Source organism: Scandinavium sp. M-37 (assembly GCF_043558715.1).
Lineage (GTDB): Bacteria > Pseudomonadota > Gammaproteobacteria > Enterobacterales > Enterobacteriaceae > Scandinavium > Scandinavium vulneris_A.
The window spans coordinates 230052-246719 of the sequence record NZ_JBIGIN010000002.1; the positions used below are offsets into that span (position 1 = coordinate 230052).

The 16668-nt window shown below is 53.5% G+C and carries 13 protein-coding genes; 6 read left to right on the top strand and 7 right to left on the bottom strand.

Features of this window, described 5'->3' with window-relative positions; all coding sequences use genetic code 11:
* Positions 1-170: 170 nt before the first annotated feature.
* From ACG0Z5_RS03010 to aroP, 3 genes are all read right to left on the bottom strand, one after another.
* Entirely contained in the window at positions 171-1121 is a 951-nt protein-coding gene (locus ACG0Z5_RS03010) for a family 43 glycosylhydrolase (protein ID WP_394445257.1), read from the bottom strand.
* Positions 1118-2521: a glycoside-pentoside-hexuronide (GPH):cation symporter gene (locus tag ACG0Z5_RS03015; protein ID WP_394445258.1), complete on the bottom strand. Its 1404-nt coding sequence runs from the start codon at positions 2519-2521 to the stop codon at positions 1118-1120. Before ACG0Z5_RS03015 ends, ACG0Z5_RS03010 begins: the two co-directional genes overlap by 4 nt.
* 189 nt (positions 2522-2710) lie before the next feature.
* Positions 2711-4078, bottom strand: coding sequence for an aromatic amino acid transporter AroP (gene aroP, locus ACG0Z5_RS03020; RefSeq protein ID WP_394445259.1), 1368 nt, complete (start codon positions 4076-4078; stop codon positions 2711-2713).
* 474 nt (positions 4079-4552) lie between these two features.
* On the opposite strand from aroP, the gene pdhR reads away from it, so the two are divergent.
* The 5 genes from pdhR (at position 4553) to ACG0Z5_RS03045 (ending at position 12216) form a co-directional block, all read left to right on the top strand.
* A complete protein-coding gene (gene pdhR / locus ACG0Z5_RS03025; RefSeq protein ID WP_319628160.1) occupies positions 4553-5317 on the top strand; it encodes a pyruvate dehydrogenase complex transcriptional repressor PdhR in 765 nt (254 codons plus the stop codon).
* A 253-nt stretch (positions 5318-5570) separates the two neighbouring features.
* Positions 5571-8234 (top strand): pyruvate dehydrogenase (acetyl-transferring), homodimeric type, encoded by a 2664-nt coding sequence (aceE, locus tag ACG0Z5_RS03030; RefSeq protein WP_394445260.1) that lies wholly within the window; start codon positions 5571-5573, stop codon positions 8232-8234.
* Positions 8235-8248: 14 nt separating this feature from the next.
* Positions 8249-10114, top strand: a complete 1866-nt coding sequence (gene aceF, locus ACG0Z5_RS03035; RefSeq protein ID WP_394445261.1) for a pyruvate dehydrogenase complex dihydrolipoyllysine-residue acetyltransferase — start codon at positions 8249-8251, stop codon at positions 10112-10114.
* Positions 10115-10315: 201 nt separating this feature from the next.
* Positions 10316-11740: a dihydrolipoyl dehydrogenase gene (lpdA, locus tag ACG0Z5_RS03040; RefSeq protein ID WP_110510792.1), complete on the top strand. Its 1425-nt coding sequence runs from the start codon at positions 10316-10318 to the stop codon at positions 11738-11740.
* A 191-nt stretch (positions 11741-11931) separates the two neighbouring features.
* Positions 11932-12216 (top strand): hypothetical protein, encoded by a 285-nt coding sequence (locus tag ACG0Z5_RS03045; protein WP_394445262.1) that lies wholly within the window; start codon positions 11932-11934, stop codon positions 12214-12216.
* 85 nt (positions 12217-12301) lie between these two features.
* Here ACG0Z5_RS03045 and ACG0Z5_RS03050 read toward each other — a convergent pair whose 3' ends face one another.
* The 3 genes from ACG0Z5_RS03050 to ACG0Z5_RS03060 form a co-directional block, all read right to left on the bottom strand.
* A complete protein-coding gene (locus tag ACG0Z5_RS03050) occupies positions 12302-12781 on the bottom strand; it encodes a GlcG/HbpS family heme-binding protein (protein WP_394445263.1) in 480 nt (159 codons plus the stop codon).
* A gap of 87 nt (positions 12782-12868) precedes the next feature.
* Positions 12869-13480 (bottom strand): response regulator transcription factor, encoded by a 612-nt coding sequence (locus ACG0Z5_RS03055; RefSeq protein WP_394445264.1) that lies wholly within the window; start codon positions 13478-13480, stop codon positions 12869-12871.
* A 6-nt stretch (positions 13481-13486) separates the two neighbouring features.
* A complete protein-coding gene (locus ACG0Z5_RS03060) occupies positions 13487-14797 on the bottom strand; it encodes a sensor histidine kinase (RefSeq protein ID WP_394445266.1) in 1311 nt (436 codons plus the stop codon).
* A gap of 340 nt (positions 14798-15137) precedes the next feature.
* On the opposite strand from ACG0Z5_RS03060, the gene ACG0Z5_RS03065 reads away from it, so the two are divergent.
* Positions 15138-15668 carry a hypothetical protein gene (locus ACG0Z5_RS03065; RefSeq protein WP_394445267.1) on the top strand — a complete coding sequence of 177 codons (531 nt, stop codon included), beginning with the start codon at positions 15138-15140 and terminating at the stop codon, positions 15666-15668.
* Positions 15669-15876: 208 nt separating this feature from the next.
* On the opposite strand, the gene ACG0Z5_RS03070 is transcribed toward ACG0Z5_RS03065, so the two are convergent.
* A complete protein-coding gene (locus ACG0Z5_RS03070; protein ID WP_394445269.1) occupies positions 15877-16668 on the bottom strand; it encodes a DUF2950 family protein in 792 nt (263 codons plus the stop codon).

A 16668-nucleotide genomic window follows, 5' to 3' on the forward strand; every position in this document is an offset into this window, starting at 1 on the left:
TTACTCTATGGACTGGGGGTTTATTTGACTATTGAGATATTTGCTCTGATGGTTATGTTTTTTGTCAATTGAGAAAGTTGTCACATAACAATAAATAATTGGTCTGACAAAAAAAGAGGGCTGTTACACCAAAAAACGCTCCTGAAGAGTCAGGAGCGTCGGTCACTGTTTTACAGCGAATCCGCATGCGGGACGCCGAAGTCAGGCATCCCGTTTTCATGCCAGTGGATGAGCTTCAACCGGGTATGGCGGTTAGGGTCATACAGCGGGTCGCCTTCGATTTCGGTGTAGTTTCTGGCGTGATAGACCAGCACATCCTGGCCGTCTGGCGTTTGGGTAAAGCTGTTATGGCCCGGGCCGTATTGCCGATTTTCATAGCTGGTGGTGAACACCGGCTGCGGTGATTTATGCCAGTTGCTGGCCTGCATCGGGTCGGCGTCGAGATCAATCCATAACAGGCCCATGCAGTAGTTCTCATCGGTGGCGCTGGCAGAATAGCTGACGAACAGGCGGTTGCCGTGGACAATCACCGCCGGGCCTTCGTTCACCAGAAAGCCCCGACACTCCCAGTCAAATTCGGGTTTACTGAGCATCACCGGCTGGCCTTTCAGCGTCCATGGATTTTCCAGCTCCGCCAGATACAGATTGGAATTTCCGGCAATATCCGGCGCCTTTTGCGCCCACAGATACCACTGCTTTCCCTGATGCATGAATGTGGTTGCGTCGAGCGCGAAGGTATCAAACGGCGTTTTCACCTGGCCTCTTTCTTGCCACGCACCGGTCAGCGGGTCGGCATCGTCACAGGTCAGCGCGAACATCCGATGCTGGAACATCCCCAATTCATCAAGGTCATGGGTGTGCGTGGCGGCAAAATAGATGACCCAGGTGCCGTCAATGCAGTGCAGTTCCGGCGCCCAAATTAGCTGGCTCATCGGGCCGCTATCGGGTTTACGCCAGACCACTACCGGTTCAGCAGTGCGTAAACCGGCGATGTCAGCGGCGCGGCGGATTTCCAGCCGGTCATATTCCGGTACTGAGGCGATGAAGTAATACGCCCCCTCGTGATGCAGAATAAATGGGTCCGCACGCTGCTCGATAAACGGGTTAGGCCAATTGTTCATTGTGGTTTCCTCACCAGCTCTGCCTGTTGTTGATATTCACTCAGTTCGCGATAGTTCTGACGACGTTTTTCCAGATCGGCCTGGATCTGTTTCATTAATTCCCGATCCACTTTCAGCAGGCGAACGACCCCGGCGGTAATCAGATAACCGACGCCAGGGATGACGCTGAACAGCAGCACGATCCCGTTGAGCGCATCCGGGCCTTGTGCTTTCGCGCCCGCATCATAACCATACCAGGAGAGCAGGAACCCGACCATCGCCCCGGCGACCGCCAGCCCGACTTTCAGGAAGAACAGGTTGCCGGAGAAGCTGATGCCGGTGATGCGTTTACCTGTTTTCCATTCGCCATAGTCGTCCACATCGGCCATCAGCGACCAGTGCAGCGGGGAAGGGATCTGATGCAGGATGTTGAGCAGGAAATAGAGCACCATGATCATCATCGTGGCGTGCGGATCGAAGAAGTAGAAGGCGCAGGAGAAAATCGCTAGCGCAATGTTGGTCCAGAAGAACACCTGCAGTTTGCACCAGCGGTCGGTCAATACCTTCGCTAACATACTGCCGATCATCATCCCGACCACGCCGAGGCTGATAAACAGCGTGGCGAAATGGGTGCTCTGTTGCATTACCCAGGTAACGTAGTACATGGTCGCCGCCATGCGGATAAAGCCCGGGCAGACATTGCACAGGGTCAGCAGCAGGATGCGCACCCACTGATCGTTTTTCCACACGTCTTTAAGATCACGCTTGAGTTCATCGTTGGTTTGCACCGCCGGACGCACGCGTTCACGCACGGTGGCAAAGCAGAACAGGAACATACACATGCCGATAAACGCCAGCACGGTCATCGCCATTTGATAGCCTTTGGCTTTGTTATCGCCGCCAAACCAGTCGACCATTGGCAGTAAGGTCAGCGACAGCAACAGGGTGGCAATGCCGACCATCACGAAGCGATAGGACTGACACGCCACGCGCTCTTTCGGATCGTTGGTGATAACGCTCCCGAGCGAACAATAAGGAATGTTGATCGCCGTATAGGTTATCGACAGCAGGAAGTAGGTCACGAAGGCATAGATAACCTTGCTGCTGTAACTCCATTCCGGGGTGGTGAACATCAGCACGCTGAACAGCGCGTAGGGGAAGGCAATCCACAGTAGCCACGGCCGAAAACGACCATATTTACTGCGGGTGCGGTCCGCCATTGCCCCCATAATCGGGTCCGTCACCGCGTCGATGACGCGAATTGAGAGCAGTAACACCCCGACCAGCGCCGGGGCTAAACCGAAAATATCCGTATAAAAATAGTTAACAAACAACATAATGGCGCCGAAGATGATGTTGCATCCCGCGTCGCCCATTCCGTAGCCGATCTTTTCTTTTACCGATAATTTGTTGTTGTCCATCGACACTTCTCCGCAATGAGATATGCAGATGATTATTCGCAGGCTTTCAAAAAAATGCGTAGCAGGAATGCGGTGATGATATGGATAAATCAGCTGTGGGGAGGAAAGTGTGAAGCGCGTAACATGCTGGTGTAGCGGTTTTCAGCCGCTACACCATGTGGATAATCAGCGTAGTAAGAGAGGATGGGATTACGCGCGAACGGCTTTCGCCCCTCTCTGTTTAACCAGATAGCCAATGCCCAGAATCACAATCCACACTGGGATCAGATATACGGATATGGCCATGCCCGGCGTCATCAGCATGATGACCAGCACTGCGGCAACGGTAAACAGGCAAATCCAGTTTCCCAGCGGATAGAACAGGGCAGGGAAGCGAGTGCTCAGGCCCTGCTGCTGCTTCGCCCGACGGAACTTCATGTGCGCCAGGCTAATCATCGCCCAGTTGATGACCAGCGCAGAAACCACCAGCGCCATCAGCAGACCGAAGGCCGATTCCGGTGCCAGGTAGTTGATCAGCACGCACAGTGCGGTGAACACCGCAGACACCAGAATCGTGTTTACCGGTACACCACGCTTGTCGACTTTGGTCAGCGCTTTCGGGGCATTGCCCTGCTGGGCCAGGCCGAACAGCATCCGGCTGTTGCAATAGACGCAGCTGTTGTAGACCGACAGCGCGGCAGTCAGTACCACCACGTTCAGGGCGTTCGCCACGAAGGTGTCCCCCAGCTCGTGGAAAATCAGCACGAACGGGCTGGTGTCAGAGGTGACGCGGGTCCACGGCAGCAGTGACAGCAGAACGGCCAGCGAGCCTACATAGAAAATCAGGATACGGTAGATAACCTGATTGGTGGCTTTCGGGATGCTCTTCTGCGGGTCATCGGCTTCGGCGGCGGTAATGCCGACCAGCTCAAGGCCGCCAAAGGAGAACATGATGATCGCCATCATCATCACCAGCCCCTGGATGCCATGCGGCAGGAAGCCGCCCTGTTCCCACAGGTTGCGCACGGTTGCCTGTGGGCCACCATTGCCGCTGAACAGTAGCCAGCCACCGAACAGGATCATCGCCACTACCGCGACAACTTTGATGATGGCAAACCAGAACTCCATCTCCCCGAACACTTTCACGTTGGTCAGGTTAATGAGGTTAATTGCCACAAAGAACACCGCTGCTGATGCCCAGGTCGGGATTTCAGGCCACCAGAACTGGATGTATTTCCCGACTGCCGTCAGTTCAGCCATCGCCACCAGGACATACAGCACCCAGTAGTTCCAGCCGGATGCGAAACCGGCAAAGTTGCCCCAGTATTTGTAGGCAAAGTGGCTAAAGGAACCTGCGACCGGCTCTTCAACGACCATTTCACCTAACTGACGCATAATCAGAAAGGCCACGAACCCTGCTATCGCGTAACCGAGAATGATCCCCGGCCCTGCGGATTGAATAACGGAGGCGCTGCCCAGAAACAGGCCCGTTCCGATAGCTCCACCCAGCGCAATCAGCTGAATGTGGCGGTTTTTCAGGCCGCGCTTCAGCTGTTCGCCTTGCTGTTGACCTTCCATTATGAAACCTCGTGAGTGATTAATTTTTCTACGCTTTTTAAGAACCCAATGGGTTCTCAGCGTGTGTCATTATGAACTTCCATATCCTGTACATTATTTTTTACATAGCGGATGGCTGAAAGTTGCGTGTGAGTCTTCCGCAGCTGGAAGAATAGTGGTAAGTGCGGCCGAATGCACCTGCTTTGTGCAGGGATGCTGACGAGTTGCATAAAAAGAAAGCAACTGTAAATGCAGAGAGGCGAAACTTTTTCGTTTCGCGCAGGTTAAATCTCCCTCTTTGTGGGTAAACGTAAAATATGTTCTAAGTTGCAGTTCTGAAACATGCCTTCTGTAAGGTTGTTAAAATGTGCCCGGTTTACTGATTTCAATCAAAACCTGTATGGACAGAAGGTGAATACTTTGTTACTTTACCGTCACGAACCATGAATTGGTAAGACCAATTGACTCCGGGTAAATGGCTTGAGACAGGGAACCATGGCCTACAGCAAAATCCGCCAACCAAAATTATCCGATGTGATTGAGCAGCAGCTGGAGTTTTTGATTCTTGAGGGGACGCTGCGCCCCGGTGAAAAACTTCCACCTGAACGCGAGCTGGCTAAACAGTTCGACGTTTCTCGTCCCTCTCTGCGTGAGGCGATTCAACGTCTCGAAGCGAAGGGCCTACTGCTTCGTCGCCAGGGCGGCGGTACCTTTGTGCAAAGTAGCCTTTGGCAGAGCTTCAGCGATCCGCTGGTAGAATTGCTCTCCGACCACCCTGAATCCCAGTTTGACCTGCTGGAAACACGCCACGCGCTGGAAGGCATTGCCGCGTACTATGCTGCATTACGCAGTAACGAAGAAGACCGTACGCGCATCCGCGAGCTGCACCGGGCGATTGAAATCGCACAGCAGTCTGGCGATCTTGATGCCGAATCCAGCGCTGTCGTCCAGTATCAAATTGCCGTCACCGAAGCTGCCCATAATGTGGTCTTACTCCATCTGCTACGCTGCATGGAACCCATGCTTGCACAGAACGTTCGACAGAACTTTGAATTGCTGTATGCCCGCCGGGAAATGCTTCCGCTGGTCAGCAGCCATCGCACCCGAGTTTTCGAGGCGATAATGGCCAGAGAGCCGGAGCAGGCGCGTGAAGCCTCGCACCGTCACCTGGCCTTCATTGAGGAAATCTTGCTGGACCGCAGCCGTGAGCAAAGTCGTCGAGACCGTTCGCTACGCCGCCTACAGCAACGAAAGGACTAGCAACACCTATTTTTAAGCGCCAGTTTTTAGAGCGCGGCAACTAAACGCAGAACCTGTCTTATTGCGCTTTTCGTCGCTCAAAATAGTTCGGGATGTATCGCGGCGGCAAGTGCGCGAATCCCCTGGAACATAGCAATCTATGTGACTGGGGTGAGGAAGCGCAGCCAACAAAGAGACAACCGAAATATGCAGGGCAGAAAGCGCAATGGGACAGGTTCCAGACTAATCAACGAATAGATAAGGAATACCCCCCATGTCAGACCGTTTACAAAATGACGTGGATCCGATCGAAACTCGCGACTGGCTACAGGCGATCGAATCGGTCATCCGTGAAGAAGGTGTTGAGCGTGCTCAGTATCTTATTGATCAACTGCTTTCCGAAGCCCGCAAAGGCGGTGTGAACGTGGCAGCTGGTGCCGGGGCAAGCAATTATGTGAACACGATTGCCGTTGAAGATGAACCGGAATACCCGGGTAATCTGGATCTGGAACGTCGCATTCGTTCTGCTATCCGCTGGAACGCGATCATGACCGTTCTGCGCGCGTCCAAGAAAGACCTGGAACTGGGTGGCCACATGTCCTCCTTCCAGTCTTCTGCAACCATTTATGAAGTGTGCTATAACCACTTCTTCCGTGCGCGCAACGACAAAGACGGCGGCGATCTGGTGTACTTCCAGGGCCACATCTCTCCGGGCGTTTACGCACGTGCTTTCCTTGAAGGTCGTCTGACCGAAGAGCAGATGAACAACTTCCGTCAGGAAGTTCACGGCAACGGTCTGTCTTCTTACCCACACCCGAAACTGATGCCAGAATTCTGGCAGTTCCCGACCGTTTCCATGGGTCTGGGCCCAATCGGTGCTATCTACCAGGCTAAATTCCTGAAATATCTGGAACACCGTGGCCTGAAAGATACTTCGCAGCAGACCGTTTACGCCTTCCTGGGCGACGGTGAGATGGATGAGCCAGAATCCAAAGGCGCAATCACCATCGCGACCCGCGACAAACTGGACAACCTGTGCTTCATCATCAACTGTAACCTGCAGCGCCTCGATGGCCCGGTCACCGGTAACGGCAAAATCGTTAACGAACTGGAAGGCATCTTCAGCGGCGCTGGCTGGAACGTGGTGAAAGTCATGTGGGGCGGTCGTTGGGATGAGCTGCTGCGTAAAGACACCAGCGGTAAGCTGATTCAGCTGATGAACGAAACCGTTGATGGCGATTATCAGACCTTCAAATCCAAAAACGGCGCCTACGTGCGTGAGCACTTCTTCGGTAAATATCCGGAGACCGCTGCCCTGGTTGCTGACTGGACTGACGAGCAGATCTGGGCCCTGAACCGTGGTGGTCACGATCCGAAGAAAGTCTACGCTGCACTGAAAAACGCGCAGGACACCAAAGGCAAAGCGACCGTTATCCTGGCTCATACCGTTAAAGGTTATGGCATGGGCGAAACTGCCGAAGGCAAAAACATCGCTCACCAGGTGAAGAAAATGAACATGGACGGCGTACGCTACGTCCGCGATCGTTTCAACGTGCCGGTATCCGATGCTGACATCGAAAAACTGCCGTACGTTACCTTCCCTGAAGGTTCTGAAGAACACACCTATCTGCACGCTCAGCGTCAGAAACTGCACGGCTACCTGCCGAGCCGCCAGGTGAACTTCACCGAGAAACTGGAAATGCCTGCGCTGGCTGATTTCTCTCAGCTGCTCGAAGAGCAGAACAAAGAGATCTCCACCACCATCGCTTTCGTGCGTGCCCTGAACGTGATGCTGAAGAACCCGTCTATCAAAGACCGTCTGGTTCCAATCCTCGCCGATGAAGCGCGTACCTTCGGTATGGAAGGTCTGTTCCGTCAGATTGGTATCTACAGCTCCAACGGCCAGCAGTACACCCCGCAGGACCGTGAGCAGGTAGCGTATTACAAAGAAGACGAGAAAGGTCAGATCCTGCAGGAAGGTATCAACGAACTGGGTGCTGGCGCATCCTGGCTGGCTGCTGCGACCTCTTACAGCACCAACAACCTGCCAATGATCCCGTTCTACATCTACTACTCAATGTTCGGCTTCCAGCGTATCGGCGATCTGTGCTGGCAGGCTGGCGATCAGCAGGCTCGTGGCTTCCTGGTCGGCGGTACCTCCGGTCGTACTACGCTGAACGGCGAAGGTTTGCAGCACGAAGATGGTCACAGCCATATTCAGTCTCTGACTATCCCGAACTGTATCTCTTACGACCCGTCTTACGCGTACGAAGTTGCTGTCATCATGCATGACGGTCTGGTTCGCATGTACGGTGAGAAACAAGAGAACGTGTTCTACTACATCACCACCCTGAACGAAAACTACCACATGCCGGCGATGCCGGAAGGTGCTGAGGAAGGTATCCGTAAAGGTATCTACAAACTCGAAACCGTTGAAGGTAGCAAAGGTAAAGTTCAGCTGCTGGGCTCCGGTTCTATCCTGCGTCACGTTCGTGAAGCAGCGCAGATCCTGGCGAAAGACTACGGCGTGGGCTCTGACGTGTACTCCGTCACCTCCTTCACCGAACTGGCCCGTGACGGTCAGGACTGTGAGCGCTGGAACATGCTGCACCCGATGGAAACACCACGCGTTCCGTACATCGCTCAGGTGATGAACGACGCGCCGGCAGTGGCATCGACTGACTATATGAAACTGTTTGCTGAACAGGTTCGTACTTACGTACCGGCTGATGATTACCGCGTACTGGGTACCGACGGCTTTGGTCGCTCTGACAGCCGTGAAAACCTGCGTCACCACTTCGAAGTTGATGCTTCTTATGTGGTGGTTGCAGCCCTGGGCGAACTGGCTAAACGTGGCGAAATCGACAAGAAAGTGGTGGCGGAAGCAATCACCAAGTTCAACATCGATGCAGATAAAGTTAACCCGCGTCTGGCGTAAGAGGTAAAAGAAGAATGGCTATCGAAATCAATGTGCCGGACATCGGGGCTGATGAAGTTGAAATCACCGAGATTCTGGTCAAAGTTGGCGACAAAGTTGAAGCAGAACAGTCGCTGATCACCGTAGAAGGCGACAAAGCCTCTATGGAAGTTCCGTCTCCACAGGCTGGCATCGTTAAAGAGATCAAAGTCTCTGTCGGTGACAAAACCGAGACCGGCAAACTTATCATGATTTTCGATTCCGCCGACGGTGCTGCTGCTGCAGCACCTGCTCAGGCAGAAGAGAAGAAAGAAGCGGCACCTGCTGCTGCCCCAGCTGCGGCTGCGGCGAAAGACGTTAACGTACCGGATATCGGCGGCGACGAAGTTGAAGTCACCGAAATCATGGTCAAAGTGGGCGATACCGTTGCCGCAGAACAGTCGCTGATCACCGTTGAAGGCGACAAAGCCTCAATGGAAGTCCCGGCTCCGTTCGCGGGCATCGTGAAAGAGATCAAAATCAATACCGGCGACAAAGTGTCTACCGGTTCCCTGATCATGGTCTTCGAAGTGGCGGGTGAAGCACCGGCTGCTGCGCCTGCTCAGGCCGCCGCTGCGGCTCCGGCTGCAACCGGCGCGAAAGACGTTAACGTACCGGACATCGGCGGTGACGAAGTTGAAGTGACCGAAGTGATGGTGAAAGTGGGCGACAAAGTTGCCGCTGAGCAGTCACTGATAACCGTTGAAGGTGACAAGGCTTCAATGGAAGTTCCGGCTCCGTTCGCAGGTACCGTAAAAGAAATCAAAATCAGCACCGGCGACAAAGTGTCTACGGGTTCTCTGATCATGGTCTTCGAAGTTGAAGGCGCAGCTCCGGCGGCTGCACCAGCTGCTGCGGCGCCGGCTCAGGCAAAAGCGGCTCCGGCTGCAGCACCTGCGGCGAAAGCAGAAGGCAAATCTGAGTTCGCTGAGAACGACGCTTACATCCACGCGACTCCGCTGATCCGCCGTCTGGCGCGCGAATTCGGCGTGAACCTGGCGAAAGTGAAAGGCACCGGTCGTAAAGGCCGTATCCTGCGCGAAGACGTTCAGGCCTACGTGAAAGACGCCGTCAAACGCGCTGAGTCTGCACCTGCCGCTGCCACCGGTGGTGGTCTGCCGGGCATGCTGCCATGGCCGAAGGTTGACTTCAGCAAGTTTGGTGAAATCGAAGAAGTGGAAATGGGCCGCATCCAGAAAATCTCTGGTGCGAACCTGAGCCGTAACTGGGTGATGATCCCGCACGTTACGCACTTCGACAAAACCGATATCACCGATCTGGAAGCGTTCCGCAAACAGCAGAACGAAGAAGCCGCTAAGCGCAAACTGGACGTGAAATTCACCCCAGTGGTCTTCATTATGAAAGCCGTTGCAACCGCGCTGGAGCAGATGCCTCGCTTCAACAGCTCCCTGTCCGAAGACGGTCAGAAGCTGACGCTGAAGAAATACATCAACATCGGTGTGGCGGTTGATACCCCGAATGGTCTGGTTGTTCCAGTCTTTAAAGATGTGAACAAGAAGAGCATCACCGAACTGTCTCGCGAGCTGATGGCTATCTCCAAGAAAGCCCGTGATGGCAAGCTGACCGCTGGCGAAATGCAGGGCGGCTGCTTCACCATCTCTAGCCTGGGCGGCATCGGGACAACTCACTTCGCGCCTATCGTTAACGCGCCGGAAGTGGCTATCCTCGGTGTGTCCAAGTCGGCGATGGAGCCGGTGTGGAATGGTAAAGAGTTCGTTCCGCGTCTGATGATGCCGATGTCTCTCTCCTTCGACCACCGCGTGATCGACGGGGCTGATGGTGCACGCTTCATTACCATCATCAACAACACCCTGGCTGACATTCGCCGCCTGGTGATGTAAGCGAAAAAGCCGGCCAATCGGCCGGCTTTTTTCTGGTAATCTCATTGCGCACCATGAGGTTATCGCTGCAAAAGACAAATCGTTTGCCGTTTGTTGTTTCAAAATTGTTAACAATTTTGTAAAATACGGGCGGATAGAACGTCCCGGTGGCAATGGGCGTTAAAGACCAGGGACCGCCGGAAATAAATTACAGAGGTCATGATGAGTACTGAAATCAAAACTCAGGTCGTGGTACTTGGGGCAGGCCCGGCAGGCTATTCCGCTGCCTTCCGTTGCGCTGATTTAGGTCTGGAAACCGTCATCGTCGAGCGTTACAGCACCCTCGGTGGTGTTTGTCTGAACGTCGGCTGTATCCCTTCTAAAGCACTGCTGCACGTTGCGAAAGTTATCGAAGAAGCCAAAGCGCTGGCTGAGCACGGTATCGTCTTCGGCGAGCCGAAAACCGATATCGACAAGATTCGTACCTGGAAAGAAAAAGTGATCACCCAGCTGACCGGCGGCCTCGCTGGTATGGCCAAAGGCCGTAAAGTGAAAGTGGTCAACGGTCTGGGTAAATTCACCGGTGCTAACACGCTGGAAGTGGAAGGCGAAAACGGCAAAACCGTGATCAACTTCGACAACGCGATCATCGCGGCGGGTTCCCGTCCGATCGAACTGCCGTTCATTCCGCATGAAGATCCGCGCGTATGGGATTCCACCGACGCTCTGGAACTGAAAACCGTACCGAAACGCCTGCTGGTCATGGGTGGCGGTATCATCGGTCTGGAAATGGGTACCGTGTACCATTCGCTGGGTTCAGAGATTGACGTGGTTGAAATGTTTGACCAGGTTATCCCGGCTGCCGACAAAGACGTAGTAAAAGTCTTCACCAAGCGCATCAGCAAGAAATTCAACCTGATGCTGGAAACCAAAGTGACTGCCGTTGAAGCGAAAGAAGACGGTATTTACGTTTCCATGGAAGGCAAAAAAGCCCCTGCTGAAGCGCAGCGTTACGACGCGGTGTTGGTGGCTATCGGTCGTGTGCCGAACGGTAAAAACCTCGACGCAGGCAAAGCAGGCGTGGAAGTCGACGACCGTGGCTTCATCCGCGTTGACAAGCAGCTGCGCACTAACGTGCCGCACATCTTTGCTATCGGCGATATCGTCGGTCAGCCAATGCTGGCACACAAAGGTGTTCACGAAGGTCACGTTGCCGCTGAAGTTATCGCCGGCATGAAGCACTACTTCGATCCGAAAGTGATCCCATCTATCGCCTACACTGAGCCAGAAGTTGCCTGGGTCGGTCTGACCGAGAAAGAAGCGAAAGAGAAAGGTATCAGCTACGAAACCGCCACCTTCCCGTGGGCTGCTTCTGGCCGTGCTATCGCTTCCGATTGCGCAGACGGTATGACCAAACTGATTTTCGACAAAGAAACTCACCGTGTTATCGGTGGTGCGATTGTCGGTACCAACGGCGGCGAGCTGCTGGGCGAAATCGGTCTGGCTATCGAAATGGGCTGTGATGCAGAAGACATCGCTCTGACCATCCATGCTCACCCGACTCTGCATGAGTCCGTGGGTCTGGCGGCAGAAGTGTTCGAAGGTAGCATCACCGACCTGCCGAACCCGAAAGCGAAAAAGAAATAAGTTTTCTGAATGTAAGAAGCGGCCTTAGGGCCGCTTTTTTTATGTCTGCAACAAACCAGTCAGGACAAGGTTTGGAGCTAAGTTGTTTATTTAAAAACATTTCTACGTAAACATCTGTGCACATCTATTGGTTACTATGATTATAATCACGAGGTAAACTTATAGGGTAAAAACTATAAATGAGGTGCAGCATGAAAACTTTTCTGACTACCGCAATCCTGGCAACGACGCTGTTTTCTGGCCTGGCATTGGCCGACGATCCGGTTATCCCGTGGGCGGATAACAGCGGTGGTACTGAAACCACGCATATCGCGGCCATGGGCGAGGACCTGAATGCGCAGCATCAGGCTATCTCTAAAACTCAGGAAGGCGTTTGGGCCGCCAACTCCGGCAGCATTAAAGCTGATGAAGGCGCACTGTCCAGCACTCGGCCTGCCGTTGTCGCACAGCCAGGCCTGATGCCGCATCAGGGCTAAGTTGTAGTCGGGTCAGCGCAGCGCTACCCGACACCAATAAAGCAGTGGGTCGGGTCAGCGTAGCGCCACCCGACACAAACAGATCTTAGAGTTTAACGTTATCCAGTGCCGCTTGCGCACAAGCTTCGTCCAGATTGCCACCCGGCGCACCGCCGATACCGATAGCCCCGATCACCTCATTCCCGTCTTTGACCGGTAATCCACCGGCCAGCAATAACAGGCCTGGGATATCACGTAAATTCTGCGCACCCGCGTTGCTCTGGGCTGCTTCCATCACTTTACCACTGGCATTCTTCATGCTCAGGGCTGTAAAGGCTTTCATTTCGCTGGCCTTCACGGTGTGCGGCCCGGCGTTATCGGTACGCTGAACGGCTTTGACCACACCCGCGCGGTCGACCACGGTTACCGTTACCTGATAGTTGTTCGCGGTGCAGGATTTGATGGCTTCCTGCGCCAGGCTATTGGCCTGGGCCAGAGAGATATTTTTCTGGCTCAGGGATTCGGCCTGCGCAGCAGTGGTAGCGAAACCGGCAAGCAATGCAGCGGTGATGATGAGTTTGTTCATGGCGTTGTTCCTCGTTGTTGTTGGTCATCATCCTAACAACGCAGAACAGGCTGCGTAATTCGGGGGAATACGCAGCGATCCTGGTAATTATACCTGGTGCAGCTTGTCGTATTCGCGGATCGCCTGCACCAGACTGCTGACGCCAAGTTTGTTAAAAATGGCCGCTCTGTGCGCCTCGACGGTTCGCGTCGACAGGGCCAGACGCACCGCCACCTCTTTGTTGCTGGCCCCGGTCATTAACTCGTGCAGCACATCCGTTTCGCGGGCGGTCAGTTGGGCGAAAAGCTGTTTGGCCTGGACGTGTTCCTGCCAGGCGTGCGAGCGGGTTTCGCTTTCGGCAAAGGCTAAATGTACCGTTTCGATCAGCCGATCGGCATCCAGCGGTTTGGTGAAAAATTCAAAAACGCCGTGATGAAATGCCCGACGGCAGGCGTCGATAGAGCCGTGACCGGTCATCATCACCACAGGCAGCAGCGGATGTGAGGCACTGTTCTGTTCAAGCCAGGTCAGGCCGCTACTGCCCGGCATTCGCATGTCCAGCAACAGACATCCCGTCAACATCCTGTCGGGCGCGCAGGCCGCACTAAAGGCATCAATCGAGTCGAAATTCTGCGTTGTCCAACCGAGGGTGGAGAACAGAAAAGAGAGCGACTCCCGAATTGAGGCATCGTCATCGACGACATAGATATGCTTTTCCATCGATAGTTATTTCTCTCTTATAAGCCACAAACTAATTTGTGCCCCGCCGCCCGGCGCGTTCGCCAGCTCAAGGCTGCCGTTCATGCGGGTCATGAGCGAATCGCTCAGCGTCAGACCAAGACCCAATCCGCCCTCGCGTTCGCTGAACAGCGGCATCAGGGCGAGCTTTAGGGCTTCGGAACTCAAGCCGGGGCCGCCATCGGTCAGCGTGACTTTCACCCGGTAGCCTGCCGCTTCACTGGTAATGTGTACCCAGCCCTGCGGATTGTTCGCCTGGGCCTGAATCGCGTTGTTTAACAAATTATGCAGCACCTGCTCCAGCCACAGCCTGTCGGCCTGTACGTACAGCGCGCTGAAATCGTGGGTAATATGAATCTGTTTTGAGCCGGGCTCGCGTTCCAGCAAATTGCCCACCCGCTGCCAGCTTTCGGCCAGATTGACGCGGGTCATCGTGACTTCCTCCTGAACCAGATGGGCACGAAAACGGGTCAACAGGTCGTTAATCCGCTGCGTCTGGGTCAGGGCCGAACGCATGGCGTGTTGTGCCTCGTCAATGCGTCCCTGATCCAACTGCCGCATCCCGCCCTGGATCCACATCTGCGTGGCGGTCAGCGGCTGGTTAATTTCATGTACCACGCCCGCCGCCATTTCCCCCAGGGTGTTTAATCGAGCGTGCTGATAATAGTCTGCCCGCTGCCGATCGCTGCGCTGCTGTTTACGCCCCCATAGCAGCAGCATCGTCATGCTGATGATCAAAGCCCATCCGGCGGCCAGCAGCGCATGAGGTAATAGTGCCACGCTAAGCCAGTGAGGCGTGGCGCTGGCCTGCAAAATAAACGGCTGAAAATGTTGTGGGAACTGTCGCATCCAGTGCCAGCGATATGGCCCGGGTGTCGGCTTTTGCGTCAGGCTCAGGCGAATATCAGCGAAGCGCGCATCCGGGTGAAGCTGAGGGGCCAGATTTACCTGCACCCGAATCTGGCGATAGGGGTTATACAGCCAGTAGCTCGTGGCAGAGAGCGGTTCGACGCGAGGCGCATCCAGCGCTCTGCCAGTGGTTTTTTCCAGAGACTCAATTTGCGGAAATTTTTGCCGCAGCAACGCCAGGTCTTCATCACCGTTGAGGATAGGGATGACCGATTCATTCTGGGTCAGAGCGGTACTGATGGTACTGAACAGCGCATTGAACGCCCGATCATACTGCCAGTATTGGCGACGAATCTGTTCCGCATACAGCAGGGCGCTGCACACCAGGCAGGCGGTCAGCCAGAGAAGCACGCCCCGGACGATATAAGCGCGTTGAGTTGTCATCTGCATCCAAAAGTCCCGCCGTTCAATGTGATGATAAGTACCACAGAGAGCAGGGGCTCGTCAGCAGGAAGTTGAAATGTGCGTGAGTTCACGCCATTGCCACACTGCACGCCCGAGGTTCTGGGACCAAGTTTCCCTCTTAGTAGTTTATTTGCGTTGTATTTGCTGTGTGTATGAAATGAATGTCCTGCATAGATATTTCAAACTTAACCCTTAATATAATCCGAAAATATACCCTGGTTACTGGGAGTTCATTCTGTATCTGGTAGTGTGAACGTGAAGTTCATATTTTTTTTGACAATTATAAGAAGGTTAGGGGACGTAATTATCTTATAGGGAGATGTATATGTTAAAGATAATCTCAATATTACTCCTGGTGATGATGCAACTCTTTTTATCCGTTGCGCACTCTGCCCAAAAAGAAGAGGTCAGTGAAGGTCAGCGGCATAAACTACCGATGCAGAGGTTTATGGTCTATGTTGAAAAGCCCGGCTATCATAGCCTGGATATTCTGGTGAAGCGTAAGTATCCCTATATCGAAAATATGAGTGTGGAGTACAGGGAATTACATCATAAAGAAAGCAGTAAAATTCTTATGTTTATAAAAAAGATATCGGGGGTGATTGTTGTTTATAACTTCAACACCAGGGAAAAAATATTAGAGTATAAACTTCCTTTCACAGTTGATAACCCTGACCGTTTTTGCTGTAGTCAATTTTATTGGGGCGTCAACGGAGACTTATGGGATGGGATGACTTTAACAGGTGGGGAATTAAAAAACATTGGGCGTCATATGATATATGCTGATTTATATACTGAAAGTGACGAATACGATGAGTATGTTTTAATGTTCAGGGCTGCGCGTGGCTTTAAATAATAATCTGGGACGAGTAGTGAATGATTCGTTTAGAAGGGATACTTACAGAGCCACTGAAGATAAAGACCAGGGACTTATCTATAAAGCCACCATTGAACTGTCGAAAAGGTATCTAATCATTGATGGGCGAGAAATGGCGTTCGAGTCAGGAATGCAGGTAACAGATGATCAAGCGGCCAGCGGGAAACCATCTGGCCGCTTAACTATTTTACTGCACGGGCTGCCAGGCTTTATCCGTCCTGAAGGCTTCCAGAGTTTGGGCTTTCTGCTGTGACTCAATTCCCAGGTCGGTCTGATAAACGGTGTCATTACCGTTTATCATAAAGCTCATAATCCCGGTCTCACCGTATTTCACCGGCCAGGAAATCAGGGCGAATCCCTGTTTGTCGCTGTCCGGAATAATGCGGAAACGATAGCCATGATACCCCGCGTCAGGCTCTGTCGGGCTGTAGGCCGGGCCCAGCGGGCTCGGTTCTTCACCCGGCTGCGTCGGCCAATACAGACCGTCTTTCTGACCTTCTGAACTTAACAGCTTTTGTGCATAAGTCTGGAAGCGCTGATAGTAATCCTGCTGGGCGTCAACATAGGCGTGCATCGCCTGAATGGCTGACAGCTCGTTGCGGCCGATTTCACGGGTCTGAATTTCATCCGCTGCCTGAGCCATATCGAAATGCCAGCCCTCTGTGGTTTTTATCATCGGGATAGGCAATTGCCACTCTTCACGCCCGACGTTCAGAAACGCGGTATCGCCTTCAGTTACGATTTTATGGCCAACTTTCCAGTCGCGCAGGAAACGCGCAACCGCCTGCGGGTCAGCCCCTTCCGGCGGCAGATATTGCTGCCAGTTATCGCCAAGCAGATCGTTGAGGACAGTTTCATTTTGCGTAGAAATCGCGTCGACCAGTGCCGTAGAGGCCTTTTCCGGCGTAGTAAAATTCTGTTGGGCAAAGGCGGGCAGGGCAAACAGCGCCAGCCAGCCGGTCATCATCAGTTTTTTCAT

What these genes read in the sequence shown, in the direction of transcription:
- ACG0Z5_RS03070 (WP_394445269.1), bottom strand. Translation starts at nt 16,668, where the DNA reads ATGAAAAAACTGATGATGACCGGCTGGCTGGCGCTGTTTGCCCTGCCC.
- ACG0Z5_RS03060 (WP_394445266.1), bottom strand. Translation starts at nt 14,797, where the DNA reads ATGCAGATGACAACTCAACGCGCTTATATCGTCCGGGGCGTGCTTCTC.
- ACG0Z5_RS03010 (WP_394445257.1), bottom strand. Translation starts at nt 1,121, where the DNA reads ATGAACAATTGGCCTAACCCGTTTATCGAGCAGCGTGCGGACCCATTT.
- pdhR (WP_319628160.1), top strand. Translation starts at nt 4,553, where the DNA reads ATGGCCTACAGCAAAATCCGCCAACCAAAATTATCCGATGTGATTGAG.
- aceE (WP_394445260.1), top strand. Translation starts at nt 5,571, where the DNA reads ATGTCAGACCGTTTACAAAATGACGTGGATCCGATCGAAACTCGCGAC.
- ACG0Z5_RS03045 (WP_394445262.1), top strand. Translation starts at nt 11,932, where the DNA reads ATGAAAACTTTTCTGACTACCGCAATCCTGGCAACGACGCTGTTTTCT.
- ACG0Z5_RS03065 (WP_394445267.1), top strand. Translation starts at nt 15,138, where the DNA reads ATGTTAAAGATAATCTCAATATTACTCCTGGTGATGATGCAACTCTTT.
- lpdA (WP_110510792.1), top strand. Translation starts at nt 10,316, where the DNA reads ATGAGTACTGAAATCAAAACTCAGGTCGTGGTACTTGGGGCAGGCCCG.
- ACG0Z5_RS03055 (WP_394445264.1), bottom strand. Translation starts at nt 13,480, where the DNA reads ATGGAAAAGCATATCTATGTCGTCGATGACGATGCCTCAATTCGGGAG.
- ACG0Z5_RS03050 (WP_394445263.1), bottom strand. Translation starts at nt 12,781, where the DNA reads ATGAACAAACTCATCATCACCGCTGCATTGCTTGCCGGTTTCGCTACC.
- aroP (WP_394445259.1), bottom strand. Translation starts at nt 4,078, where the DNA reads ATGGAAGGTCAACAGCAAGGCGAACAGCTGAAGCGCGGCCTGAAAAAC.
- aceF (WP_394445261.1), top strand. Translation starts at nt 8,249, where the DNA reads ATGGCTATCGAAATCAATGTGCCGGACATCGGGGCTGATGAAGTTGAA.
- ACG0Z5_RS03015 (WP_394445258.1), bottom strand. Translation starts at nt 2,521, where the DNA reads ATGGACAACAACAAATTATCGGTAAAAGAAAAGATCGGCTACGGAATG.